Raw genomic sequence first — 22,736 nt, forward strand, 5'->3', positions numbered from 1 at the left:
ATCTTATACTATAGCCCTTTTTCATAAGCTTCTACCATTTTTTTAACCATGTTTCCACCTATTGATCCAGCCTCTCTTGCAGTTAAATCTCCATTGTATCCATCTTTTAATGTTACACCAACTTCAGCAGCTGATTCCATTTTGAACTTGTTTAATGCCTCTTTAGCTTCTGGTACTAAAACTCTATTATTGTTTGACATAGTATATTCCTCCTCTTTAATAAGATTTGTACTACACTTTATGGTCTTATTTTGTTCTTTTTTGAGTTTATTACTCTATTAAATCAAAGGCAAAATTGACTACATATTCTTCAAATTGAATTTTTTTATAAAATGAGCATATTGCGACTCAACTTTTTAGGTGAAGTCCGCATTGAATATACGGTGTATAAAAGCCAACCGTTTATTAAGGAGCTCTAATGCCTAAAATTCTCTCAAAAGCTTTTATACACCGTATATTCAAAGCTCCCTCCACCTAAAAAGTTGTGTAGTAACTATTGTAATTCTAATATGAAAAGTTGCTTATAATACATTATAATTATAGCTCTTCAGAAAAAAGCGTAGCTTTAGTAATACTTGCAATCTAGTTTATGTATATTTCAGCCATTTTAACAATATCCTATGGCACATCCTGGAAAAATAATAAGTTGATTGATTATTAACTGTATTTAAAATACTTGTATGTTTTTGCGTTATATTTTTCAACAGCCTAAATAATAAGTCTTTTTTAAGACATTTCCACAGAATAGAATTAAACTAAATATATTAGTGCAACATCAAGCTACGCCTTAATTTTAAGTGTTATAAATTATAGTCATAAATATAGTTGTGGCTTACTAAAATTACTTATAGCAATGTAATTATGTACATCCACTTGAAGTTGCTAGTTTGAATTTTAACTTTTATGCAGTGATATATGATAAGGGTGTCATCACATTATCTAAATTGTTTTAGTATTATTCTTAGCTCAAAATTTTTGAAAGCCTTAGAACTTTAGTCCTGTCTGAGGGAACCGAGCTTGACAAAGTTCTTAGGCTTTTAAAAATTTCGAGCTTTAGAATAATTAAAACATTTAGCCGTGATGACACCCTTATCATATATCACGGAATGAAAGTTAAAATTCAAACTTCCACTGCACCCTTACGTCGCATAATTTTTACTTGGTAACATTTAAGTTATCCTCACCCTCTATTTCTGCAGAATACTCCAAAATATCCCCTGGTTGGCAATTTAATTCTTTACATATAGCTTCCAAAGTAGAAAATCTTACAGCTTTTGCTTTGTTATTTTTTAATATAGATAAATTGGCATTTGTAATACCAACTCTTTCAGCTAGATCTGATAAAGATATTTTTCTTTTAGCCATCATTACATCTAAATTAACTATAATGGGCATGTGCTTCCTCCTATATCGTTAAGTCATTTTCTTTTTTAATACGTACAGCATCTTGAAAAATCTGTGCTAAAATAAAAGCTAAAGATGCTAAGATTATATATATTAGTATAGTAGGTTTTATAACCCAACCAAATATGGATATTAAAACTGTTCCATTAATATTACTATGAATATTAGCAATAGTATCTAAAATTCCGATTGTTAACATACATTTTCCAATAATATTAAATTTGTTTGCATTTATATTACAAAATACATTTCCTTTTGCAATATTGCCTATAATGTATCTTAACTCATAAATCATATATATACAAATTGCCATAAATATTAGTTGAAATGATATAAAAACTATAAACTTGTTATTTATGATAGTATTATAATTTATTTTTGAATATAAAACTATGATAAAGTTTAACACTATTCCACATAACATTACAGTAAGAAAGGCTGTTAACTCCTTTGCTAAAGAACTCTTTTTTTTCATATAATTTTTTCCTCCTTTTTTTATATGGTTAAATCATGATCTTGTTTTATTTTAATAGACTGATTAAATATTTCTGATAAAATGATCATAAAAATTCCCATAATAATAAATATTAAAAAATTCATATCGCAATAAGGTCCATACTGATTAAAATGAAAGGCAAAAATCCCTTTATAACCAAACTGCATCCTATCCTTTGTAAAAACATATATTCCTATTATAAAAATATTAAAAGCCATATTTCTCATACTCTTTACATTGTCAAATACAAATGGTTTTTTTTCAATTAGTGTTTTGTTTATTTTTATAAGCTCATTAGTGATTATAATGCAGCTTATAAATGCTATAAAAAACAAAATAGTCATAAATATATTTGGTGTTATAACCTTTAAATAGATTACTGAAAAGTACCATAATATTGGTAAAAAAACACACCCAACAACCTCAGAATAAAATAATGCCTTTAAAAATACGTTAAAGAATTTAAATTTTTTTGCATTTTCCATACAATTTTTAATCATATTGATCCTCCCAATTTTTTATCTTGTACAAATTATACCAATAATTTTATTCTAAATCAATAGTTTTTTATTGATAAACAATAAATTTTTATTGTTTATTGCTATAATCCTATAAACTTAGGCTCAATAGTAACACAAAATGCCACTTTGTAAATTGAAAAGCAATCTTTGTAACTGACAACTGAATATTTGTGTAAACGAAAAGCCACCTTTATAAAAATAAAAGCTGTCAATTGAATTAACTTTATATTAAATCTATAATTATAAATAAAGCCAACTTTAAAATTACATACGAAAAGAGGTAATTTAAATGTCAAAGTTATTCACTTATTCTATAAATACAACAAAATCTGATGAACTTATAAATATAACCAGCTTTCTAAAAAAATCCATAAAAGAAAGTTCAGTAAAAAATGGTATTGCAATAGTTTTTTGTCCTCATACAACAGCTGGTATAACTATAAATGAAAATGCTGACCCAGATGTAGTTAGAGACATTTTGGTAAACTTAGACAAAACCTTTCCCAAAAGTGGAGACTATCTTCATATTGAGGGAAATTCTCATGCTCACATAAAGGCTTCTCTTATGGGAGCAAGTTCTAATATAATAATTGAAAATGGTTCTCCACTTCTTGGAATATGGCAAGGATTATACTTTTGTGAATTTGATGGTCCTAGAACTAGGAAGATTCACATAAAAATAATAGGAGAATCAATTAATTCTTAGATTCATGTTAAATCACTTATTATGAAAGTTAAATATATAAAATATGCAAAATAGAGTAAATTGAAAATTATTATAGTAAACTGAAGAATTTTAATGTTATTTAATTCTTAGAAGGATTTTTAGATTTTGTATTTATTTAAAAGTTTATCTATAATATTTCTTAAATAATTATTAAATGTGAAGATGGACATAAGTAATTAAGTGTATTCTACAGAGAGACGATGGTTGGTGAAAATCGTTCAAAAAACTTAATGAAATACATTCCTGAACTGTAAGCTGAATTTTTAGTAGGCTGAGCCGCTAACTCCCGTTAAGAGTAAGAGATGATTAATGTTTTATTTATCTGAAAGTAGGGTGGTACCACGACTAAGCTCGTCCCTTGGTTGTGGCAACACCTTTTTTATTTTATCTACAACCTTACTTTCATTAAATATCATTATTAATCAATTAGGGTGGTACCACGATTTTTCGTCCCTTGGCCAGGGGCGATTTTTTATTTCAAAATTTAAGTTAAAAATTACTACTAAATTTAACGCTAATATAAAAAGGGGGCTATCATAATGAATATTTCTTTAATCATAGTTGCATTATATATAATAATACTTTTCGTAATAAGCTTTTTTGCTAAAAAAAGAGCTGGCAAGGGCGGTGAAAGTTACACTCTAGCAGGCAGAAAACTAACTGTACCTCTTGTAACTTGTTCACTTATAGGTCTTGCTATAGGAGGTTCTTCTACTATAGGAGTTGCTGAACAAGCTTATAGTTTAGGACTTTCAGCTGGATGGTACAATGTAGCCTGGGGCTTTGGAGCTATAGTAATGGGGCTTGCTTTAGCTGGCAAATATAGAGATTTTAATGTTTCAACTGTGCCAGAGCTTTTCGGTAGATTTTATGATAAAAAAAGTAGAGTTGCATGTGTTATTTGCCAAATAATTATTCAAATTGTAGTTGTATCTCTTCAATACATTGCTGGTGGTGCAATTTTATCATCATTATTACCAGGGGTATTTACATTAAAAACAGGTATGATAATAAGTGCTTGTGTATTTATAGGTATAACCTTTATAGGTGGTATGTGGTCTGCTGGACTATGTAATTTGTTTAATGTACCTTTAAAATATATAGGTATTATTCTATGTACCATACTCGCTGTATCCTCTAGAGGAGGTTTACACAACTTAAGTCAACAGCTGCCTCATAATGTTCCTTACTTTAATTTCATACAAGGAACAGGTATATGGGTTGTACTTAGTTGGATATTAATAATGACTACTCAAGCCATGTCAATGCAAGGTCCTGTACAGTTAACTTTTGCTGCTAAAGATGCAAAAACTGCAAGAAATGGATTTATACTTGGAGGATTACTTATGATTCCTATAGGATTCTTGTGTGCTCTAATAGGAATGTCATCTAGAACAGCTTTTCCCGGAGTAAGTGCCACTATGGCATTACCTAAAATGATATTATCTTTGAATCCATTAGTGGCTGGAATAACCCTTGCAGCACTTTGGGCAGCAGATGTATCATCTGCTTGTAGTATGCTTTTGGGTTCTGCTACTCTTATTTCCCATGATGTTTACAAGGAATTTATTAATCCTAAAGCTGATGATAAAAAACTTTTAGGTATAAATAAAATACTTGTTTGTATCTTAGGAGTAGCAACCTTTATATTGGCTTTATCTATAGGTGGAATTCTAAAAACCATATCCATAGGCTTAAGTTTATCTACAGCATTTACTGTTACATTCTTATTTACTATATTTTTACCTAAGCTTTGTAGAAGAAACTCAGCATTTTGTACTATTATAGTTGGAATAGTAACTCTTTTCTTATGGCAGCTTGTACCTGCAATAAGAATTTTCCCACATGTTATATTTATGGAGTGGTTAACATGTCTATCTACATTTTTATTAGTAGCAATATTCGATAAAGAAACTTTAAAAAATATTGAAATGCCATTAAATAAGTCTACACTACAAAATGCAGAATAATATTTACTCAACTTTTGCAATTTAAAAATAATGTGAAGCTTTGCTTCGCATTATGCTTATATTAAATCAAAAAGGAATGTCTAGAATAAAAGTTATAACTTTGTCTTTATAGTCAACAGTCAAATTTCCCTTATGAAGTTCAGCTATAGTTTTGCTAATAGCTAATCCTAAACCAGAACTATTCTCATTTTCAGAACGAGCTTTATCTGCCATATAAAATCTTTCAAATAAATTGCTAATATCTTCTCCTTCTAAATTATCACACTTATTACTTATAGATATTAAAACTCTTTCATTATTTTTTAAGAGCTTTAAATTTACATCAGAAGGCTTTACACTATATTTTATGGCATTTGTAAAGAGGTTATCAAACAACCTAGCAAGCTTGTCTGGATCTCCATCAATTATAATTTCCTCATTAGCTAAATTATCTTTAAATTTAAGATTATTACTTTCAAATAAATCTACATATTCATCTATAAGCTGCTTTACTAATTCATTTATACTAAACTTGCTAATATTTAATTCTACGCTTCCTGAAGAAAGTTTTGTATACATAAAAAGATCATTAGTTATCTTTTTTAATCCATCAGCTTTGCTAGCTATTATATTTATATACTTTAATAACTGCCCTTCATCTTTATAATTTCCTTCTTTTATAATTTCTATATATCCAATAATATTAGTTAAAGGAGTTCTTAAATCATGTGCTGCATTAGTTATTAAATCTTGCTTAGATTTTTCTATTCTTCTTTCATTCTCTATCTTTTCTTCTAACTCTCCTGCCATCTTATTAACATTAACTGATATTAATTGAAGTTCATCCCTTCCCTTTTCCTTTATCCTATATTTTAAGTTTCCTCCAGCCATTTCATTTAAACCACTGCAAATTCTCTTTATATATTTTAATTTTGGTCTGGTAAGAAAACTTACCATAACTATAAAAATAATAATCATTAATAAAAATCCTATGTCTCCCCTGCTGCCGCGAATATTATCATGTGAATTCATTGGATTTGTATTTCCTTTTACAAGTACATTAAGTATTTCATTATTAACTTTTACTGCTGAAATTTTTGAATAGTCAACTCCTCCTTTATTTCCATCATGTCTTATTTCATCCTGCAGAGTAATTTGTTTATCTATAAATGTCTGCAAATCAATATACTTTTCACTGCTATTTGCTCCATGATATAAAACATTTCCTTTATTATTTACTATATATATTTTAATATTGTTTTTATTATATTTTTCTTCATACTTTTCTATAACTTTATTTATTTCATCACTTTTATTTGTTACCTTTTCTAAGTCTTTAATAAATTGAACATTAGCATAACTAATGTCACATGTGTAATTTTCAGAGTCTTGTATAAGTGAATCCATTATAACGTTAGAAGCACACATTGATACAAATGCGCATACCAAAAACATAATTATCATTTTAAATCTTAGTCCAAATCTAACTTTCAATTTTATATCCAACTCCCCATACAGTTTTTATATAATCTCTTCCAATCTTTTCTCTTATTCTTCTTATATGAACTGTAACAGTCCTATCTGAAGCAACATAATCTTCTTCCCATACATTTTCATAAATAGAAGCTATACTAAAAACCTTTCCTCTATTTTGTGCAAGCAGCACTAATATTTTAAATTCATAAGGTGTTAACTTAATCTGCTTGTTCTTTAAAAGTACTTCATGGGTTGATATATTTATAGAAAGTTCATCAATTTGTATTACTTCCTCTTGTACAACCTTAAAATTATTGTTTAATTGTTTATATCTTCTAAGCTGAGACTTTATCCTTGCTAAAAGTTCCAATGGATTAAAAGGCTTACCTACATAGTCATCTGCTCCAATAGTAAGTCCTAATATTTTATCAGCATCATCAATTTTAGCAGATAGAATTATTATAGGAACATTAAGCTTTTCCCTTATTTTCATACATGCTTTCATTCCATCCATTTTGGGCATCATAACATCTAATACAATTAAATCCACCCTAGTATTTTCCAATATGTCTAAAGCTTCTATACCATTTGCTGCAGTATGCACATTCATATCTTGATTAACCAAATATATATTAATCATATCCCTTATATCTTTATCATCATCTACAACTAAAATAGTGCTTTTTTCCATATAAATCCCCCCTATATCCATTAATTATATACTTAACTTTGTAATATACAAAATTTTGAATTAATATATAAGCACATTGCTACACAAATTTTTTGAGAGGACAGTGTTCGAATCTTGTTTTTCGTTAGCAAAATAAGCTTAAAAATAAATTAGTTTTCTGATGTAAGAAAGAAAACTCACCTTCATTGTTCTTTAAAAATATTGTTTCGCAATATTTTTAAACTGTGAAAGTTGAGTTATCTTTGTATGTTTATACTAATATATCTTTTTTATAAAAAACAACTTTGCTTATAATCAAACTTGCTATAATCCAGATAATTAATATTAAAATTGATTTATAAACATCCATATAATAGGCACCTGTTTTCATAATAAATTGCCTATTTATAATTTCACTTGCATCTCCATATGAGAAAAATATGGGGATAATACACCTTCCTACATCTATTGCATGGGTAAATATTAAAAATATAATTTGCAATATTGCACAAACACCTACTGCAGCAGAATTACTTCTTATTATAGCTGAAATCATTAAACAAACACATACTGATGCAGCTATAAATATAATTTGAAACACTATTACTTCAAGTATAAATTTATAATAAGGCATAATGTATCCTGTATTTGCAACCGCACTTATATGTTTAGTTACATTGGACAAAATAACATCGCTATAATTAAATTTAGGGTATATAGTTACTGGCTCCTTATATCCTGAAAATCCATGTAAAACTCCTAAAGCTATAAAAATTATAATTTCCATAATACTAATAACTAAAAAACTAGAAATTGCAGCTGCCAATCCTTTTGACAATATTATTTTAAATTTACTTACAGGTCTTGATATTATTGATTTAATATAAGCTGGAGAAAACTCACTAGATACTATATCTGCTGTAAATATGATAGCTATCAAAAATATAATGAGCATTCCAAATACCTCTAAATAAATATTAAACAATTCTCCTGCTCCTGGTTTGACATCTGATGAAGGTCTAATATTATTATTAAGTAAATATTCTTTACTTGATATATCTAACTTGGTTTTCTCTATGTCTAAACTTTCTATACTTATATCATTAGATTTTAAATTTTGTTTATCTTTATAAATATCCTCTTTTGCTTTTTGTTTCCAATAGGTATTAGGATTCTTTAAATCTTCATTATAATAATTTATTTGTGACTGCAAATCTTCTATTCTTTTTTGAAGATCTTTTTTTTCATTTGGAGAAGCTGCATTTTCCCGTTTTTGTAAATCTATAATATAAGATTGTGTTTTTTTTACCTTCCTATCACCACTATCATTATTAATTAATATAAACATTCCTACAGTTACTATAAGTAATGCCATAATTGCTATTAAAAACTTTTTTCTATACCATAACTTTATTATTTCATTTTTCACTAATCCGATCATAAATTTTTTCTCCTTTATTTCGATTGATTTCCAAACTATTTCTATGAGGATAGCTTGACTTCATTTACCACATCCATATACATTTCTTCAACAGTTTCATATTTTTTATAAATTTCACTTATCTCTACACTTTCAGCACAAAGTCTACTAATCATCTTTGGTGTTGAATTTTCATCTGTTAACGCTATTAACTTTCCATCTTTATAAGAAATGCTATGAATACATTTCATAGTTTTAAGTACTTTTTTACAGCTTTCTTTATCATTACTCACGATAATAACTCTATCTTCTTTTTTATCATTATCACTATTTAGTGTACGCATTAACTTTGTCTGCCCATCTTCCATAAATACAACTCTATGGCATATAAGCTGAACTTCACTTAAAATATGTGAAGATATCAATATAGATATTTTTCTTTCCCTTGCTAAATTTTTAAGTGTATTTCTAAGTTCTATAATTCCTGTAGGATCTAATCCATTAGTAGGCTCATCCAATATTATAAGTTTTGGATTTGACATTATAGCTTGTGCTAGTCCTAACCTTTGTTTCATACCTAAAGAATAAGTTTTTACCTTATCATTTATTCTTTTAGTAAGGCCAACCATATTTACGGCTTCTTCTATATCACTCTTCTTTATTCTTTTATCCATCCTAGCTATTTGTTTTAAATTTTCCATACCACTTAAGTATGGATACATTTCTGGATTTTCTACAATAGCTGTTAAATTTCTAAGTGCTTCTACCCTGTCTTTTTCAATATTTTTTCCCATTATTAAAATGCTGCCTTCATCAGCATTTAAAAATCCTACTATCATTTTTATAACAGTGGTTTTTCCTATACCATTAGGACCTAAAAGACCAAATATCTCACCTTCTTCTATAAAAAGATCTACCCCTTTTATGATTTCTTTTTTTCCAAACTTCTTATGCAAATTTGACACTTCTAATACATTCATTATTGCTTCCTCCACCATTAGTTGTATAATCTTAATTAATCTGATCATTAAAATTTTCTTAATGTATTTTACTACATTTCTTATTGTAGTAAAAAAATATTACAAAGTGGCTTTTAATATTGCTAAGTTTTTATTACAAATTATTAAGATTTTATTAAGGTGCTTAACTATAAAATCATATTTCAGCTAAATAAAAATACGCTATCTAAGAAAACATAATTTTCTTAAATAACGTATTTTCCATATTTACGATTAAGTTTTTACTTGTTAAAATACTTAAATATAGTTTTACCATTTATCCGATAGCTAGCATCCGTAACACTCCCATCCTCTTAAAGTGGTAGATAACGGCTGACACGCCCCTGGATAAGTTCTATAATATATGAAACATAATCCATTACTTAATTGTTATTAATAAAGATTATGTATTATGAACTATAGTGCTGCTTTAAATATATTTAATACATCTTTTTCATCTAAAGCTTTAATAACACCAATTTTTCCTCTACTTACAGATTTCTTTGCCATTTCTTCTAATCTATCTTCCCCTATACCAACTTCTTTTAAAGTTGTAGGCAATCCTAGAGAAACAAAGTATTCCTTAGTTTTCTCAATAGCTTCATTAGCTATTGACATCTTATCATGATTTTTGTCTATTCCCCAAACATTTACTCCATATTCAACAAAGTTATCTACAGTATTTTCGTCCAAAACATACTTCATCCAATGAGGTGTTAAAATTGCAAGTCCCACTCCATGAGTGATATCATATACTGCACTTAATTCATGTTCCATTGGATGAACAGCCCAATTACGTGTTTTCCCATATACTAGTAATCCATTTATAGCTAAGCTTGAAGCCCACATTAAATTAGCTCTTGCTTCATAATTTTCAGGATCTTTAACTGCTTTTACACCATATTCTATACAAGTCTTAAGAATGGCTTCTGATATTCTATTTTGTATAAATGCTTCTCTTGTATTAGTAAAATAAGATTCAAAAGTATGACTCATTATATCAGCTGTTCCTGATGCCGTTTGATTAGCAGGTACTGAAAAAGTATATTCAGGATCTAAAATTGAAAATTTAGGTGCCATATCAGGATGAGATGTGCCTAATTTTTGATTAGTTTCTGTATTTGAAATTACGGCATATACATCCATTTCTGATCCTGTTGCTGCTAAAGTTAGTATAGACGCAATAGGAAGAACTTTTCCTATTTTTTTAGGATTAACTACAATATCCCATGGATCACCTTCATAATAATATCCTGCTGCTATAGCTTTAGCACAATCAATTGAACTTCCGCCACCTACTGCAAGTACAAAATCTATATTATTGTCTTTACATATTTCTATACCTTTTCTTACTGTTGTTATTCTTGGATTTGGTTCTACACCAGAAAGCTCACAAAAATCAATATTTTCTTCTTTTAAAATATTAACTATCTGATCATATATACCATTCCTTTTTATACTTCCTCCACCATAAACAATTAAAACCTTAGATCCATATTGTTTTATGTTAGTACCAAGTACTTTTATTTGTCCCCTTCCAAAAAACACCTTTGTGGGAATTGAATAGTTGAAGTTTTGCATGATTTAATACCCCTTTCTATTAGTGACTCATTTCTTTGAATTTAATAATTTCCAATTAAATGCAGGACATAATTATTAATTTGTTAAATAATTTCGTCCTTAATTAAAATAATATCATTTTTCTTCATTTTTTGCTACATTTTACTCTATACTAATACAAAAATAAAAAAGACATTTTAAATATCTTTTATATTATATATTCGCTAGAAATACTGCAGAAATAAGATTTTATTATAAATAACTATTTTTATGTACTTGTCAATTTAGTATTACAACCCCTTACTATTTTTTTATAAGCCTTGAACTTTCATATATATTTCCTACAATTATTACATTGCCATTTAACATTTGAATATATAAATATTCATTCTCAACATAAAATCCATATAAATCAGTGGAATCACTAAGTTCTCCACATTCTCCAATATACTTTGAAAAACTATATTTTCCAAACTTGACCGGAAGCTTTAATGAAATTTTTTCATTATTTATAGCAATTATATCTCCTTCATAAATTTCTCTACCATTCTTATCCTTAAGACCTGTATACTGCAATATTTCACATTTTTCATTTATATCTTCTTTTGCATCATATATAAAAAAAGGTTTACTAATTGTAGAACCATTCCAAATTTTAAATTTAAATTCTCTCATGCTACATCTCCTTTATTCTTTAGCTTTTTCACTTAATAATATTATAGCATTTAACTTTTGTTTCTCAAACGAAAATAACCATTAGTTCTTAAACTAATGGCCGTTTTCAAACGTTGTATATATAATAAAGGGGGACTTTATTATCTTTTATTTTTTCTCCAAGTTTTAATAACTTAGGATGATTATAATTATATATACTAATTGTTACAATACTGTGTCATAATAGTTACGCAATTATTTATAATTTAAAAACATTTTGTGAATAGGCTCAAATACTACATGTAGAATCTATTTTATTATCTTATAATACTTAACTTTCACTTGAATTAATCGTTTGTTTAAATATAAAATTATAGAATAAACAATATTTCAATAGCAATTCTACATTACATTAAAAGGATAGTGATATTTATGAAAAATTATTTGAGGCTTGAAATAATCTCCAAAGATAGAATTGGAATGGTTTTAGATATCTTAAAAAAACTTTATGAAAATAACATAAGCATTCATTCACTAGAAGTCTTTCCAAATAAAGTATATATAAAGGTTGAAAATTTACAAGAATTGGCCCAAAAAGTAGGTATCATAAACAAACTACTTAATATAGATGGTGTTATAAAAGTACAAGAAGTTGAACTACTTTCTTATGAAAAAAACGAAAGAAGACTTCTTGCCATTATTGATGCTGTACAAGATGGTATATTAGCTATAAATCACAATGAACAAGTAGAACTTTTTAATAATTATTGCGAAAAAATATTTCACACAAAAAAAGAATGCATAGTTGGAAAGAATATAAAACAACTCTTAGGCTTCGATGAACCTATTCTTAATCTTTTAAAAACCGGTAAGGATTATAATAATATTGAAATATTCACCAAAAGCACTAAAGGTAATTTTCACTATATTACTTCAGGACGTTCTGTAAAAGACGATAAGGGACAAACTTTAGCTGCTGTTGCATCCCTCAAAGATATTAATGAAGCTATAGAAATGACAAATGTTATTATCTCCAAAGAAGACTTAGCCTTTAAAGATATTATAGGAAATAGTGCCTCCATGGTAAAAATAAAAAAAATATGCATGGCTGTTGCAAATGGCAACTCCACTATACTTCTTCGTGGTGAAAGCGGCACAGGAAAAGAATTATTTGCAAAGGCTATACATAAATTAAGTTCAAGATCCAGTAAAAACTTTCTTGCTATAAATTGTGCAGCTCTTCCTGACAATCTTATAGAAAGTGAACTTTTTGGATATGAAAAAGGTAGTTTTACTGGAGCTATCGAAAAAGGTAAAGATGGTTTATTTAAAGCAGCGCATAATGGTACCTTATTTCTAGATGAAATAGGTGAATTGTCACTTTCTCTTCAAGCAAAGCTTTTAAGAGTTTTACAAGAAGGTACCATAAGAAAAATAGGTAGTAATATAGAACAAAAAATAGATGTAAGAATAATTGCAGCAACTAATAGAAATTTAGAAGATATGATTAGTAAAAACACTTTTAGAGAAGATTTGTATTATAGACTGAATGTAATACCTATATATATTCCTCGCCTTAGGGATAGAATTGAAGATATACCTATGTTAGTTAACTTTTTTATAAAAAACTTAAATAAACAAATGGGTAAAAACATAAAAGGTGCTGAAATGGCTTTTATAGAAAGGCTTGTAAACTCTAATTGGCCTGGCAATGTACGCGAATTAAAAAATGTTGTAGAAAGAGCTATGAATTTATGTCATGGAAGTCTTCTCAAAGAAGAAAACTTAATTATGGATTTCGAAAAAAATTCGAATCATGAAACAGCATCAGATGACTATGAATTTAATTTTAATTTTAAATTAAAAGATGTGGTAGAAGCTGCTGAAAAAAAAGCTCTTATTTCAGCTATAAAAAAATATAAAAGTTGCAGAAAAGCTGCCAAAGCTCTTGGAGTATCCCATACTACTATAATAAATAAATTAAATAAATATAAAATAGATTTTCACTAAATATTCTGCAAATTTTTATATAAATTCTTAAAATATGTAAAGTTTTTTTTACAAGTGTAAATAAACTTTTACATTTTCTAAGAAAAAGTGGTTGAAAACATTTACACTGTATTGCTAACTCCCTTTTTTTAGCATTGGCACAAAATTTGCTCCTATACATTATTGTAAATAAAAACATTTAGGGAGGATAAAATTCTTATGGAAGATATTAGAAAAATGGGATTTAACACATTAGCAATACATGGTGGTCATGTTGGTGATAAACAATTTGGATCTTTAGCTACTCCAATATATCAAACATCAACTTTTATATTTGATTCAGCTGAGCAAGGAGGAAAAAGATTTGCTGGCGAAGAAAACGGTTATATATATTCTAGACTTGGAAATCCAACTTGTTCAGAAGTTGAAGATAAATTAGCCTTACTAGAAGGTGGTGAGGCTGCTGTATCTACTGCATCCGGTATGGGAGCAATTTCTGCTGCACTTTGGACTGCACTTAAGGCTGGTGATCATATTGTTGCATCAGATACTTTATATGGATGTACTTTTGCTCTTTTAAATCATGGTCTTACAAGATTTGGCGTTGATGTAACATTTGTTGATGCAACAAATATTGAAGACATCCAAAAGGCATTAAGACCAAATACAAAAGTTGTTTACCTTGAAACTCCAGCAAATCCAACATTAAAAATTAATGATATCAAAAAAATATCTACTGTGGCTCATGAAAATAATAAGGATTGCCTTGTATTTGTAGACAATACATTCTGTACTCCTTATATTCAAAGACCTCTAGAATTAGGTGCTGACGTAGTTGTTCATTCTGCAACTAAATACCTAAATGGCCATGGAGATGTTATTGCTGGGTTCGCAGTAGGTAAAAAAGAATTTATAGATCAAGTTAAACTTTTTGGCTTAAAAGATATGACTGGTGCAGTACTTAGTCCTTTTAATGCATACCTTATTATAAGAGGCATGAAAACTTTGCCTATAAGAATGGAAAGACATTGCGAAAATGCTGTGAAGGTTGCTAAATTTTTAGAAGCACATCCTGCTGTTTCTAAAGTGTATTATCCTGGTCTTGAAGGTTTCGAATATCATGACCTTGCCAAATCTCAAATGAAACTTCCAGGTGCTATGATTTCCTTTGAATTAAAAGGTGGCGTGGCAGAAGGTGCACTAGTTATGAACAGTTTAAAACTAGCAACTCTTGCAGTAAGCTTAGGAGATGCTGAAACTCTTATTGAGCATCCTGCTTCTATGACTCACTCACCATATTCAGCAGAAGAAAGACATGCTGCTGGAATAAGTGATGGTCTTGTAAGATTATCCGTTGGTCTAGAAGATGTAGAAGACATAATAAATGATTTAAAGCAAGCTCTTGATTTAATAGTAAAATAAATTTAATAGTATACTGTAAACTTTAATACAGATATTTAGTAACTTACATTTTATAAAAACTTATGATATCACTTTAATAATTCGTAAACTGAAGACCCATTAATGAAAATATATTCATTGATAGGTCTTTTATTTTAAAATTGTTGTTTTTCATACCAAGTGATTCTTAGGTTTAGATGGAAGTTCATTTATAATGATGAGTGTCTCCGAAACAAATCTCGTAAAATACGTTATTCTTCATCATAGTTAATAATTTATACACTTCTATTGCATATTAGATATTATATCATCCATTTCTTCAACAGCTTTTTCTATTGCTGCTTCTCTTCCAATTGATGGCATGTCAACCCCTTCAACCATGATTTTATCAAACTCACTTATTCCTAAAAACTTAAATGTATCATGAATGTAATTTACTCCATGATTAATTTTACCCGAAAAAATTTTTGGATATACTCCTCCTGAAGATTGTATATACACCATTTTTCTTTCCTTATCATCAAGCAATCCTTTAACCTTATCTGGAGTTACACTAATAACTTTGTTGTTAAGTATAATACAATCAATATAAGTCTTTAATTTAGCTGGAAACATCACACTCCACATAGGCGCTGCAATTACATAAACGTCTGCACTTAAAAATTGATCACATAATTCATTTATTCTATCTACCGCTAATTTATCATCTTGGGACAATGCTTCATATTCCTGACCTGAAACTAGTTCCGCTCTACACTTAAAATATTTATAATTCATCTCAGGAATATATTCATTATAAATATCAAGTTCCATTAGTTCATAATCTGAATACTGTTCCATAAATCGATTAACAAACTCTCTACCTACAACCTTACTAGTAGACATTTCTTCAGGTTTTGTACTGGCAGTAATATACAACAACTTTTTCAATTAAATCATCTCCTTAAGTTTATACTTATTTTTTGCTCAAGGATTGAATTTATACATTTTCTATGAAAATTTGAAAGTATTTTATGTATCTTGAGAGTATATATCTGAAAATTCAATATTAATTCTTTCTATATTAGTCTCATACATAGAATTTTCTTCACTCTGTTCTTGTTCTGTAATTATTTCCGGAAGTTTAATAATAAACTCACTTCCTTCTCCTAATTTACTTTTAACTTCAATTGTTCCACCATGCATTTCTACAAATGACTTAACAAGACATAACCCTATACCCGTTCCTTCACTGTTTCTTCTTAAAGTTTTATCAACTTGTCCAAATCTTTCAAATATCATTTGCAGTTTATCTTCAGGTATACCAACCCCTGTATCCTTTACAGAAATAATAACACTATTTCCGATATCGTTCATGTTTACATATATTTTTCCTCCAGCATTAGTAAATTTGATGGAATTAGATAATAAATTAAGAATAATTCTTTCAATTTTATCTGCATCAAAATTCATTACTTTTTCTTCCACATCAGTATCAAATATAAGATTTATTCCTTTGCTTTCTACATATGATACAACAGATAAAGCAATATCTTCAACAACATTCACTATATTATACCTTCGAGCATGAAGTTTGAGAAAACCTGAATCCGCCCTAGTTATATCTAATAAATTATTAATTAGCTTTAAAAGCCTATAACAATTTTGTTTTACCACCTTAAGGTATTTATGTTGCTTTTCTATATTTTCTCCTTCATTTTTGTTAATATATAAATTTAATACTTGAACTGCAGAAAATATAACATTTAAAGGAGTCTTTAATTCATGTGATATGTTTGAAAAAAATTCCGTTATCATTTTATTAAATTCACGAGTTTCATTTAATAATTTTATATTTTCTTCTACATCTTTTTCAAGCTTTTCTACTTGCTTTTCTGAAGTTATATCACTTAAAATGCTCAATATTGTTTGTTTTCCCTCATATATAAAATATGTAGAAGTATTTTTCACAATAACTATATCTCCATTACTTTTCATTATTTTTTCTTCAAAAACTAATCTGGTTATTTTTTTATCATATATTTGTTTGAATTTCTCTTTTACACTATCTTTTTCATCATTAGTAGCAAAATCTAAAATTGATTTTTCATTTAAATCCTCTGTTTTTCTAAATCCAACTAATTTTGCAGCACTTTCATTTGTAAATATCACCTTATCATCACGATGAACAAAAATTGCATCTCTTGAGTTTTCAATAAGTAAATTATAACAAGCTTCATTGTTTAAAAGCATTCCTTCTATATATTTACGATGTTTTTCCTGTTTGCTCAGTTTGCTGTTTAAAGTTTTAAGCTGCATATCTTTTTGTTTTAAATTTTCCTTTTCAATTCTAACATAATGACCCAATGGCCAAGCCGTTAAAATAAAAACTCCAACTAAAATCAAATCATTTTCAAAATATAAATTAACACCATTGTTATTTCCATAAATTAAATCTATTAATAATATTATTGCAGATGAAATTAAGGCAATGCCCATTCCATACTTCATTCCAGATTGTAAAGTTGATGTTATAATTAAAAATAAAAATAGAAATTTATATTGACTTGTATAACTATTAGATAAGAAAATAGATAATGAAAATATTAAAATGAAAACTATATTTTCCATAATTTGCATATTTTTCATGTATTTAGCTTTGAATATCCTTATAGAAAAAAATGACCAACCCCAATAAATTAGGAACATTAAACAAATTGACAAACCTAATTCAATAATGTAAAAACAATTATCATTTACGTTATTAATACTTTTATTTCCCATAAAAAATTTATTGTAAAATGCAATTGCACAAAAACATAATGAAGCTAATTTTACAATAGATACAATATTATATATATTTTCTTGTCTATTTTTATCAATACTATTCATAAATTTCACATCCATATAATTTATTATAAACATTTCAAAAATATAAGGATCAAAAATTTGATCCTTATATTTTTAAATTTTATTTTTCTCTAAGACATTTTGGCTCTTTAGTCTGGTAAAAGCTTACTGAACATGCTGATGCTGATGTTGAAAATGCAAAGGATTTAAGTAACTTAGCACTTAATTTTACAGCAGCTTTTTTTAAATTATTTTTCATATGTTCACTTCCTTACAAAATTTTTTAAAATATTATCTATTTTAGTTAATATTTTATGCCCTTCATTAGTAAGTGTAAATGACTGCCAAACAGCACCTACATATATACACACAATAGCGTTTAGTAAAAATATATTACTATATTTAAAATAAAAAATTAATATTACAAATATAATTATAGATAAAACATTAAGTATTAATATAGATTGTCTTTTAAAACGTTTTTTAGTTTCGATCTTAACAATAGGTTTAGCAATGCTATCTACAGGAGCAAATTTGTAAACTATATAATATGAAAATATTAAACTTACTGCTCCTAAAGAAAGTATTCCATATATATTAAATATCCAATATAATTTATGAATAATTAGAGCAAATCCTACACATACAGTAGTTCCAACAATAGTACATCTACCTGGGGAACTAGCATGAACACCTCCAGAATATTTTCTTAATATGCAAATCGTAAAAAACATAATAAGTACTTCTATTAACACATTAAAAGCAATTCCAAATATCACAATCAATAAAGTTGACCATAGAACTTGTAATAAATTAAAAGCTCCATACGCCATAATTTCTTCAGAATCCTTGTCCAATTTTAAAGTTCTAGCAATTTTATATCCTATTTTATTTGATAAACTTTCAATTAAAAACATTTTTTGAATCCTCTTTTTTATTTTTATATGCAAAAATATATAATAACCAAATAAAACACATAAATAGTATTAGAGAAGGCATCATATATAGAATTTTCATCATAGGATGATTCATCATCACTTGTATATTCACTTTTAAATAATCATTTAAGATAAATAAGTTTATCCATTCACAAATCGATAACAGTATTATTCCACTTAATACAGAAGATATAGCTTTATCAATAGGTATTTTATTTATTGAAACATTTACTATAATATACATTAATATGCTGATAATAGTATGCACTCCAAAATTAATAGGAAGCTTTCTTACTAAATAGGCAATTACTGCAAAAATTATAGTTGATATAAAATAATACTTTTTATTAATTTTTTTTCCAGCAAATAAGTAACTTACAAAAATCAACAAAATCGATTCAGGAATAGATCTTAAAAAAAATTCCAACGGAGCTAATTGTAACATAATTTTATTAATCCTTCCTTATATAGAATTTATAATAATTATAACATTATTTGTGCATAAAAGGAATAATTCATACATATTATGATTAAAAAAATTACTTTTACCTGCTTCTTTTAAAGTAATTTTCAACAAATGAATATAATAATATCTAATTCATCCTGTAACTATAGTTGCTAAAATTCTATACTTTTGTCAATATGAGAGATATAATAACTCTTTGATTCAATGAATTAGAGTTCTTATACTTGTATATAATCACTTCTGCACACCTAAATAAGTTTTTCTATTTTTATATAACACTATATAAAATAATGCTGCTATGCTGCAAAATAATATTAAAGAAGGTGTAAAATATAAAACTTTCTTTATTGGATTGCTTAACATCCCTTGTATATCAACCTTTAACCAACCTAATATAAATAAATTTGTCAGTTCACAAATTGACAATATTGAAAATTCAATCAATGTACAAAATATTGATTTATTAATGGTTACCTTATTTATTAAAACAGATATTACAATATAAATCATAATAAGAATAATACTATGTACTCCTAAATGAATTGGAAGCAATCTTACTAAATATACAACTATTGAATAGAAAATACTTGATATAAACCATGTTTTTTTATCAATTGTTTTCTTTGTAAATAGTAAGCTTGCAAAAACAAATATAAATGCTTCAGGAATACTTCTAAAAAAGAATTCTAAAATAGATAATTTTATCATCAAAGTATATTCTCCCTTTAATACAATTTATTCTAATTATACCATAATATCTACTCAAAAGTAATATTTACCTTGTAATATATTATTATTATACATAATAAACCTTTTATTTGTAAAAAAATAAACTCCATACAAAAATATGGAGTTTATATTCTTAATTATCATTTTATTTACTTAAATATTCATGAATAGCGTTAGCAGCTTTCTTTCCAGCTCCCATAGCAAGTATTACTGTTGCAGCTCCTGTTACAGCATCTCCACCAGCATATACCCCTTCTCTAGAAGTTAAACCAGTTTCTTCTTGCGCTACTATACATTTTCTCTTATTAATTTCCAATCCTTTAGTAGTTGAAGATATTAATGGATTTGGTGATGTTCCAAGAGACATTATTACAGTGTCCACATCTATTACAAACTCTGAACCTGGTATTTCTACAGGTCTTCTTCTACCAGATGCATCTGGTTCTCCAAGTTCCATTTTTACACATTTCATTCCTTTAACCCAGCCATTTTCATCTGCTACAATTTCCACTGGATTTGTAAGAAGATCGAAAATTATACCTTCTTCTTTTGCATGATGTACTTCTTCTACTCTAGCTGGAAGTTCTGATTCTGATCTTCTGTAAACTATGTGTACTTCTGCTCCTAATCTTAATGCTGTTCTTGCAGCATCCATAGCAACATTTCCTCCACCTACTACAGCAACCTTTTTACCTGCTTTTATAGGAGTAGCGTATTCTTCTTTAAATGCTTTCATCAAATTATTTCTTGTTAAGAATTCGTTTGCTGAAAATACTCCATTTAGATTTTCTCCTGGTATTCCCATAAATTTTGGTAATCCTGCTCCTGATCCTATAAATACAGCATCAAAACCTTCTTCATTTACAAGTTCATCTATAGTTACAGTTCTTCCTATAATTACATTAGTCTCTATCTTAACGCCTAGCTTTTTAACATTTTCTACTTCATGTTTAACTACAGTTTCCTTTGGAAGTCTGAATTCTGGGATTCCATAAACTAAAACTCCACCTGCTTCATGCAACGCTTCAAATATAGTTACATCATGTCCCATTTTAGCTAAATCGCCTGCACAAGTAAGTCCTGCTGGACCACTTCCTATAACTGCAACTTTCTTACCAGTACTAGGTTGTTTTTCTGATAAATCTATATTGTTTTCTCTTGAGAAGTCAGCTACAAATCTTTCAAGCTTACCTATAGATACAGCTTCTCCCTTTATTCCAAGCACACATTTTCCTTCACATTGACTTTCTTGCGGACATACTCTTCCACATACAGCTGGAAGTGCACTAGACTGTGCTATAACTTTAGCTGCTTCTTCAAGTTCTCCTTTTTTAACATGTTCTATAAATTCAGGTATATTTATTGATACTGGACACTGTGATACACACATAGGCTTTTTACAGTTTAAACATCTTTGAGCTTCTTTTACTGCTTCTTCTTTATTATATCCTAAACAAACTTCTTCGAAATTTGTAGCTCTTACTTTTGGGTCTTGTTCCCTTACTGGTACTTTTTTCATTCTATCATTACTCATTAGTTGTTGCCTCCTTTACAGCTGCAAGTGTGTCCTTCTTCTTTTTCTTTTGCAATAAGTTTTCTACCTTCTTCACTCTTATAGAGAGTTTGTCTTCTCATAGCTTCATCAAAGTTAACTAAATGTCCATCAAATTCTGGTCCATCTACACAAGTAAACTTAACTTCATCTCCTACACTAACTCTACAAGCTCCACACATACCTGTACCATCTACCATTAACATATTTAAACTTACTATAGTTTTAATACCATATTCAGCTGTAAGTTTAGCTACAAATTTCATCATTATCATTGGTCCTATGGCAACAACTTCATCAAACTTATTTCCTGCATCTATAAGTTCTTTTAAAAGATTTGTTACAAGTCCTTTATAACCTGCTGATCCATCGTCTGTACAAATATGTACATTGGCACCAATGGATTCCATTTCTTTTACATATAGTAGATGATCTTTTGTTTTTCCTCCAATAATTACATCTACATTTACACCTTTTTCTCTTAACCACTTAACCTGTGGATATACTGGTGCAGCTCCTACTCCACCAGCTACAAACATAATTCTCTTTTTCTTTAAAGTTTTTAAATCTTCATGTACAAATTCTGATGGCTGGCCTAGTGGACCTACGAAGTCAGCTAAATATTCTCCAGCTTGCAAATTGTACAATTTGCTAGTTGAAGCTCCTATTGCTTGAATTACTATAGTCACTGTTCCTTTTGCTTCATCATAATCAGCAATTGTAAGTGGTACTCTTTCTCCTTTTTCGTCAATTCTCAATATTATAAATTGTCCTGGTTTAGCTGATTTTGCAACTCTTGGCGCTTCTATTTCCATTAGGAAAATACTTGGTGCTAATTCTTTTCTTTCAACAATTTTATACATTTTTTACCCCCATATTTGAATTTTGCATTAGTAAAACAAAAAATATTACACTTTAATAAATTTTATTAAAAAAATCTCAAAAATGCAATGAAAT

General features: G+C 28.0%; 22 protein-coding genes and 1 other annotated feature. Of the genes, 4 read left to right on the top strand and 18 right to left on the bottom strand.

Features of this window, described 5'->3' with window-relative positions; genetic code table 11:
- Positions 1-8 precede the first annotated feature (8 nt).
- The 4 genes from Q6H37_RS23535 to Q6H37_RS23550 form a co-directional block, all read right to left on the bottom strand.
- Entirely contained in the window at positions 9-200 is a 192-nt protein-coding gene (locus Q6H37_RS23535) for an alpha/beta-type small acid-soluble spore protein (RefSeq protein WP_318737030.1), read from the bottom strand.
- A gap of 955 nt (positions 201-1,155) precedes the next feature.
- The gene (locus Q6H37_RS23540; RefSeq protein WP_318737031.1) at positions 1,156-1,395 is read right to left on the bottom strand and encodes a helix-turn-helix transcriptional regulator; all 240 of its coding nucleotides are present in this window, start codon (positions 1,393-1,395) and stop codon (positions 1,156-1,158) included.
- A gap of 10 nt (positions 1,396-1,405) precedes the next feature.
- Complete coding sequence (locus Q6H37_RS23545; RefSeq protein WP_318737032.1) at positions 1,406-1,879, bottom strand: DUF2975 domain-containing protein; 474 nt, start codon at positions 1,877-1,879, stop codon at positions 1,406-1,408.
- Between the two features lie 20 nt (positions 1,880-1,899).
- Positions 1,900-2,400, bottom strand: a complete 501-nt coding sequence (locus Q6H37_RS23550; RefSeq protein ID WP_318737033.1) for a DUF2975 domain-containing protein — start codon at positions 2,398-2,400, stop codon at positions 1,900-1,902.
- A 310-nt stretch (positions 2,401-2,710) separates the two neighbouring features.
- On the opposite strand from Q6H37_RS23550, the gene Q6H37_RS23555 reads away from it, so the two are divergent.
- Both Q6H37_RS23555 and Q6H37_RS23560 read left to right on the top strand, forming a co-directional pair.
- Complete coding sequence (locus Q6H37_RS23555) at positions 2,711-3,127, top strand: secondary thiamine-phosphate synthase enzyme YjbQ (protein WP_318737034.1); 417 nt, start codon at positions 2,711-2,713, stop codon at positions 3,125-3,127.
- 171 nt (positions 3,128-3,298) lie between these two features.
- Positions 3,299-3,510, top strand: a binding site (T-box leader).
- A 177-nt stretch (positions 3,511-3,687) separates the two neighbouring features.
- Positions 3,688-5,118, top strand: a complete 1,431-nt coding sequence (locus tag Q6H37_RS23560) for a sodium:solute symporter family protein (RefSeq protein WP_318737035.1) — start codon at positions 3,688-3,690, stop codon at positions 5,116-5,118.
- Between the two features lie 66 nt (positions 5,119-5,184).
- On the opposite strand, the gene Q6H37_RS23565 is transcribed toward Q6H37_RS23560, so the two are convergent.
- The 6 genes from Q6H37_RS23565 to Q6H37_RS23590 all read right to left on the bottom strand — a co-directional run bounded on the left by Q6H37_RS23565 (position 5,185) and on the right by Q6H37_RS23590 (position 11,896).
- The gene (locus Q6H37_RS23565; protein ID WP_318737036.1) at positions 5,185-6,591 is read right to left on the bottom strand and encodes a HAMP domain-containing sensor histidine kinase; all 1,407 of its coding nucleotides are present in this window, start codon (positions 6,589-6,591) and stop codon (positions 5,185-5,187) included.
- On the bottom strand, positions 6,581-7,264 hold the full coding sequence (locus Q6H37_RS23570) for a response regulator transcription factor (protein ID WP_318737037.1): 684 nt from the start codon (positions 7,262-7,264) through the stop codon (positions 6,581-6,583). The genes Q6H37_RS23565 and Q6H37_RS23570 overlap by 11 nt, the downstream gene beginning before the upstream one ends.
- Before the next feature lie 250 nt (positions 7,265-7,514).
- Positions 7,515-8,684: an ABC transporter permease subunit gene (locus tag Q6H37_RS23575; protein ID WP_318737039.1), complete on the bottom strand. Its 1,170-nt coding sequence runs from the start codon at positions 8,682-8,684 to the stop codon at positions 7,515-7,517.
- Between the two features lie 41 nt (positions 8,685-8,725).
- Positions 8,726-9,643, bottom strand: coding sequence for an ABC transporter ATP-binding protein (locus tag Q6H37_RS23580; protein ID WP_318737041.1), 918 nt, complete (start codon positions 9,641-9,643; stop codon positions 8,726-8,728).
- A 435-nt stretch (positions 9,644-10,078) separates the two neighbouring features.
- A complete protein-coding gene (locus Q6H37_RS23585; protein WP_318737043.1) occupies positions 10,079-11,242 on the bottom strand; it encodes an iron-containing alcohol dehydrogenase in 1,164 nt (387 codons plus the stop codon).
- Between the two features lie 282 nt (positions 11,243-11,524).
- Positions 11,525-11,896: a YopX family protein gene (locus Q6H37_RS23590; protein WP_318737044.1), complete on the bottom strand. Its 372-nt coding sequence runs from the start codon at positions 11,894-11,896 to the stop codon at positions 11,525-11,527.
- Between the two features lie 411 nt (positions 11,897-12,307).
- Here Q6H37_RS23590 and Q6H37_RS23595 point away from each other — a divergent pair, with 411 nt between their 5' ends.
- Together Q6H37_RS23595 and megL are read left to right on the top strand one after the other, a co-directional pair.
- Positions 12,308-13,885, top strand: a complete 1,578-nt coding sequence (locus Q6H37_RS23595) for a sigma 54-interacting transcriptional regulator (RefSeq protein ID WP_318737046.1) — start codon at positions 12,308-12,310, stop codon at positions 13,883-13,885.
- A gap of 198 nt (positions 13,886-14,083) precedes the next feature.
- Entirely contained in the window at positions 14,084-15,286 is a 1,203-nt protein-coding gene (megL, locus tag Q6H37_RS23600) for a methionine gamma-lyase (protein ID WP_318737048.1), read from the top strand.
- Between the two features lie 264 nt (positions 15,287-15,550).
- On the opposite strand, the gene Q6H37_RS23605 is transcribed toward megL, so the two are convergent.
- From Q6H37_RS23605 to Q6H37_RS23640, 8 genes are all read right to left on the bottom strand, one after another.
- On the bottom strand, positions 15,551-16,195 hold the full coding sequence (locus Q6H37_RS23605) for an FMN-dependent NADH-azoreductase (protein ID WP_318737050.1): 645 nt from the start codon (positions 16,193-16,195) through the stop codon (positions 15,551-15,553).
- 81 nt (positions 16,196-16,276) lie between these two features.
- The gene (locus tag Q6H37_RS23610; RefSeq protein ID WP_412523885.1) at positions 16,277-18,151 is read right to left on the bottom strand and encodes an MASE3 domain-containing sensor histidine kinase; all 1,875 of its coding nucleotides are present in this window, start codon (positions 18,149-18,151) and stop codon (positions 16,277-16,279) included.
- 64 nt (positions 18,152-18,215) lie between these two features.
- A complete protein-coding gene (locus tag Q6H37_RS23615; protein WP_318737052.1) occupies positions 18,216-18,353 on the bottom strand; it encodes a cyclic lactone autoinducer peptide in 138 nt (45 codons plus the stop codon).
- 4 nt (positions 18,354-18,357) lie between these two features.
- A complete protein-coding gene (locus tag Q6H37_RS23620) occupies positions 18,358-19,011 on the bottom strand; it encodes an accessory gene regulator B family protein (RefSeq protein ID WP_318737054.1) in 654 nt (217 codons plus the stop codon).
- A complete protein-coding gene (locus tag Q6H37_RS23625; protein ID WP_318737055.1) occupies positions 18,998-19,477 on the bottom strand; it encodes a hypothetical protein in 480 nt (159 codons plus the stop codon). The genes Q6H37_RS23620 and Q6H37_RS23625 overlap by 14 nt, the downstream gene beginning before the upstream one ends.
- A gap of 255 nt (positions 19,478-19,732) precedes the next feature.
- Positions 19,733-20,206 carry a hypothetical protein gene (locus Q6H37_RS23630; RefSeq protein WP_318743140.1) on the bottom strand — a complete coding sequence of 158 codons (474 nt, stop codon included), beginning with the start codon at positions 20,204-20,206 and terminating at the stop codon, positions 19,733-19,735.
- 166 nt (positions 20,207-20,372) lie between these two features.
- Complete coding sequence (gltA, locus tag Q6H37_RS23635) at positions 20,373-21,761, bottom strand: NADPH-dependent glutamate synthase (RefSeq protein ID WP_318737057.1); 1,389 nt, start codon at positions 21,759-21,761, stop codon at positions 20,373-20,375.
- A complete protein-coding gene (locus Q6H37_RS23640; protein ID WP_318737059.1) occupies positions 21,761-22,642 on the bottom strand; it encodes a sulfide/dihydroorotate dehydrogenase-like FAD/NAD-binding protein in 882 nt (293 codons plus the stop codon). The genes gltA and Q6H37_RS23640 overlap by 1 nt, the downstream gene beginning before the upstream one ends.
- Positions 22,643-22,736 lie beyond the last annotated feature (94 nt).

The organism is Clostridium sp. JS66, assembly GCF_033561535.1.
Taxonomy (GTDB): Bacteria; Bacillota; Clostridia; order Clostridiales; family Clostridiaceae; genus Clostridium_AM; species Clostridium_AM carboxidivorans.

Excerpts from the sequence above, each read along its gene's own strand:
- Q6H37_RS23535 (WP_318737030.1), bottom strand. The coding sequence starts at position 200 with ATGTCAAACAATAATAGAGTTTTAGTACCAGAAGCTAAAGAGGCATTA.
- Q6H37_RS23540 (WP_318737031.1), bottom strand. The coding sequence starts at position 1,395 with ATGCCCATTATAGTTAATTTAGATGTAATGATGGCTAAAAGAAAAATA.
- Q6H37_RS23545 (WP_318737032.1), bottom strand. The coding sequence starts at position 1,879 with ATGAAAAAAAAGAGTTCTTTAGCAAAGGAGTTAACAGCCTTTCTTACT.
- Q6H37_RS23550 (WP_318737033.1), bottom strand. The coding sequence starts at position 2,400 with ATGATTAAAAATTGTATGGAAAATGCAAAAAAATTTAAATTCTTTAAC.
- Q6H37_RS23555 (WP_318737034.1), top strand. The coding sequence starts at position 2,711 with ATGTCAAAGTTATTCACTTATTCTATAAATACAACAAAATCTGATGAA.
- Q6H37_RS23560 (WP_318737035.1), top strand. The coding sequence starts at position 3,688 with ATGAATATTTCTTTAATCATAGTTGCATTATATATAATAATACTTTTC.
- Q6H37_RS23570 (WP_318737037.1), bottom strand. The coding sequence starts at position 7,264 with ATGGAAAAAAGCACTATTTTAGTTGTAGATGATGATAAAGATATAAGG.
- Q6H37_RS23575 (WP_318737039.1), bottom strand. The coding sequence starts at position 8,684 with ATGATCGGATTAGTGAAAAATGAAATAATAAAGTTATGGTATAGAAAA.
- Q6H37_RS23580 (WP_318737041.1), bottom strand. The coding sequence starts at position 9,643 with ATGAATGTATTAGAAGTGTCAAATTTGCATAAGAAGTTTGGAAAAAAA.
- Q6H37_RS23585 (WP_318737043.1), bottom strand. The coding sequence starts at position 11,242 with ATGCAAAACTTCAACTATTCAATTCCCACAAAGGTGTTTTTTGGAAGG.
- Q6H37_RS23590 (WP_318737044.1), bottom strand. The coding sequence starts at position 11,896 with ATGAGAGAATTTAAATTTAAAATTTGGAATGGTTCTACAATTAGTAAA.
- Q6H37_RS23595 (WP_318737046.1), top strand. The coding sequence starts at position 12,308 with ATGAAAAATTATTTGAGGCTTGAAATAATCTCCAAAGATAGAATTGGA.
- megL (WP_318737048.1), top strand. The coding sequence starts at position 14,084 with ATGGAAGATATTAGAAAAATGGGATTTAACACATTAGCAATACATGGT.
- Q6H37_RS23610 (WP_412523885.1), bottom strand. The coding sequence starts at position 18,151 with ATGGATGTGAAATTTATGAATAGTATTGATAAAAATAGACAAGAAAAT.
- Q6H37_RS23615 (WP_318737052.1), bottom strand. The coding sequence starts at position 18,353 with ATGAAAAATAATTTAAAAAAAGCTGCTGTAAAATTAAGTGCTAAGTTA.
- Q6H37_RS23620 (WP_318737054.1), bottom strand. The coding sequence starts at position 19,011 with ATGTTTTTAATTGAAAGTTTATCAAATAAAATAGGATATAAAATTGCT.
- Q6H37_RS23625 (WP_318737055.1), bottom strand. The coding sequence starts at position 19,477 with ATGTTACAATTAGCTCCGTTGGAATTTTTTTTAAGATCTATTCCTGAA.
- Q6H37_RS23630 (WP_318743140.1), bottom strand. The coding sequence starts at position 20,206 with ATGATAAAATTATCTATTTTAGAATTCTTTTTTAGAAGTATTCCTGAA.
- gltA (WP_318737057.1), bottom strand. The coding sequence starts at position 21,761 with ATGAGTAATGATAGAATGAAAAAAGTACCAGTAAGGGAACAAGACCCA.
- Q6H37_RS23640 (WP_318737059.1), bottom strand. The coding sequence starts at position 22,642 with ATGTATAAAATTGTTGAAAGAAAAGAATTAGCACCAAGTATTTTCCTA.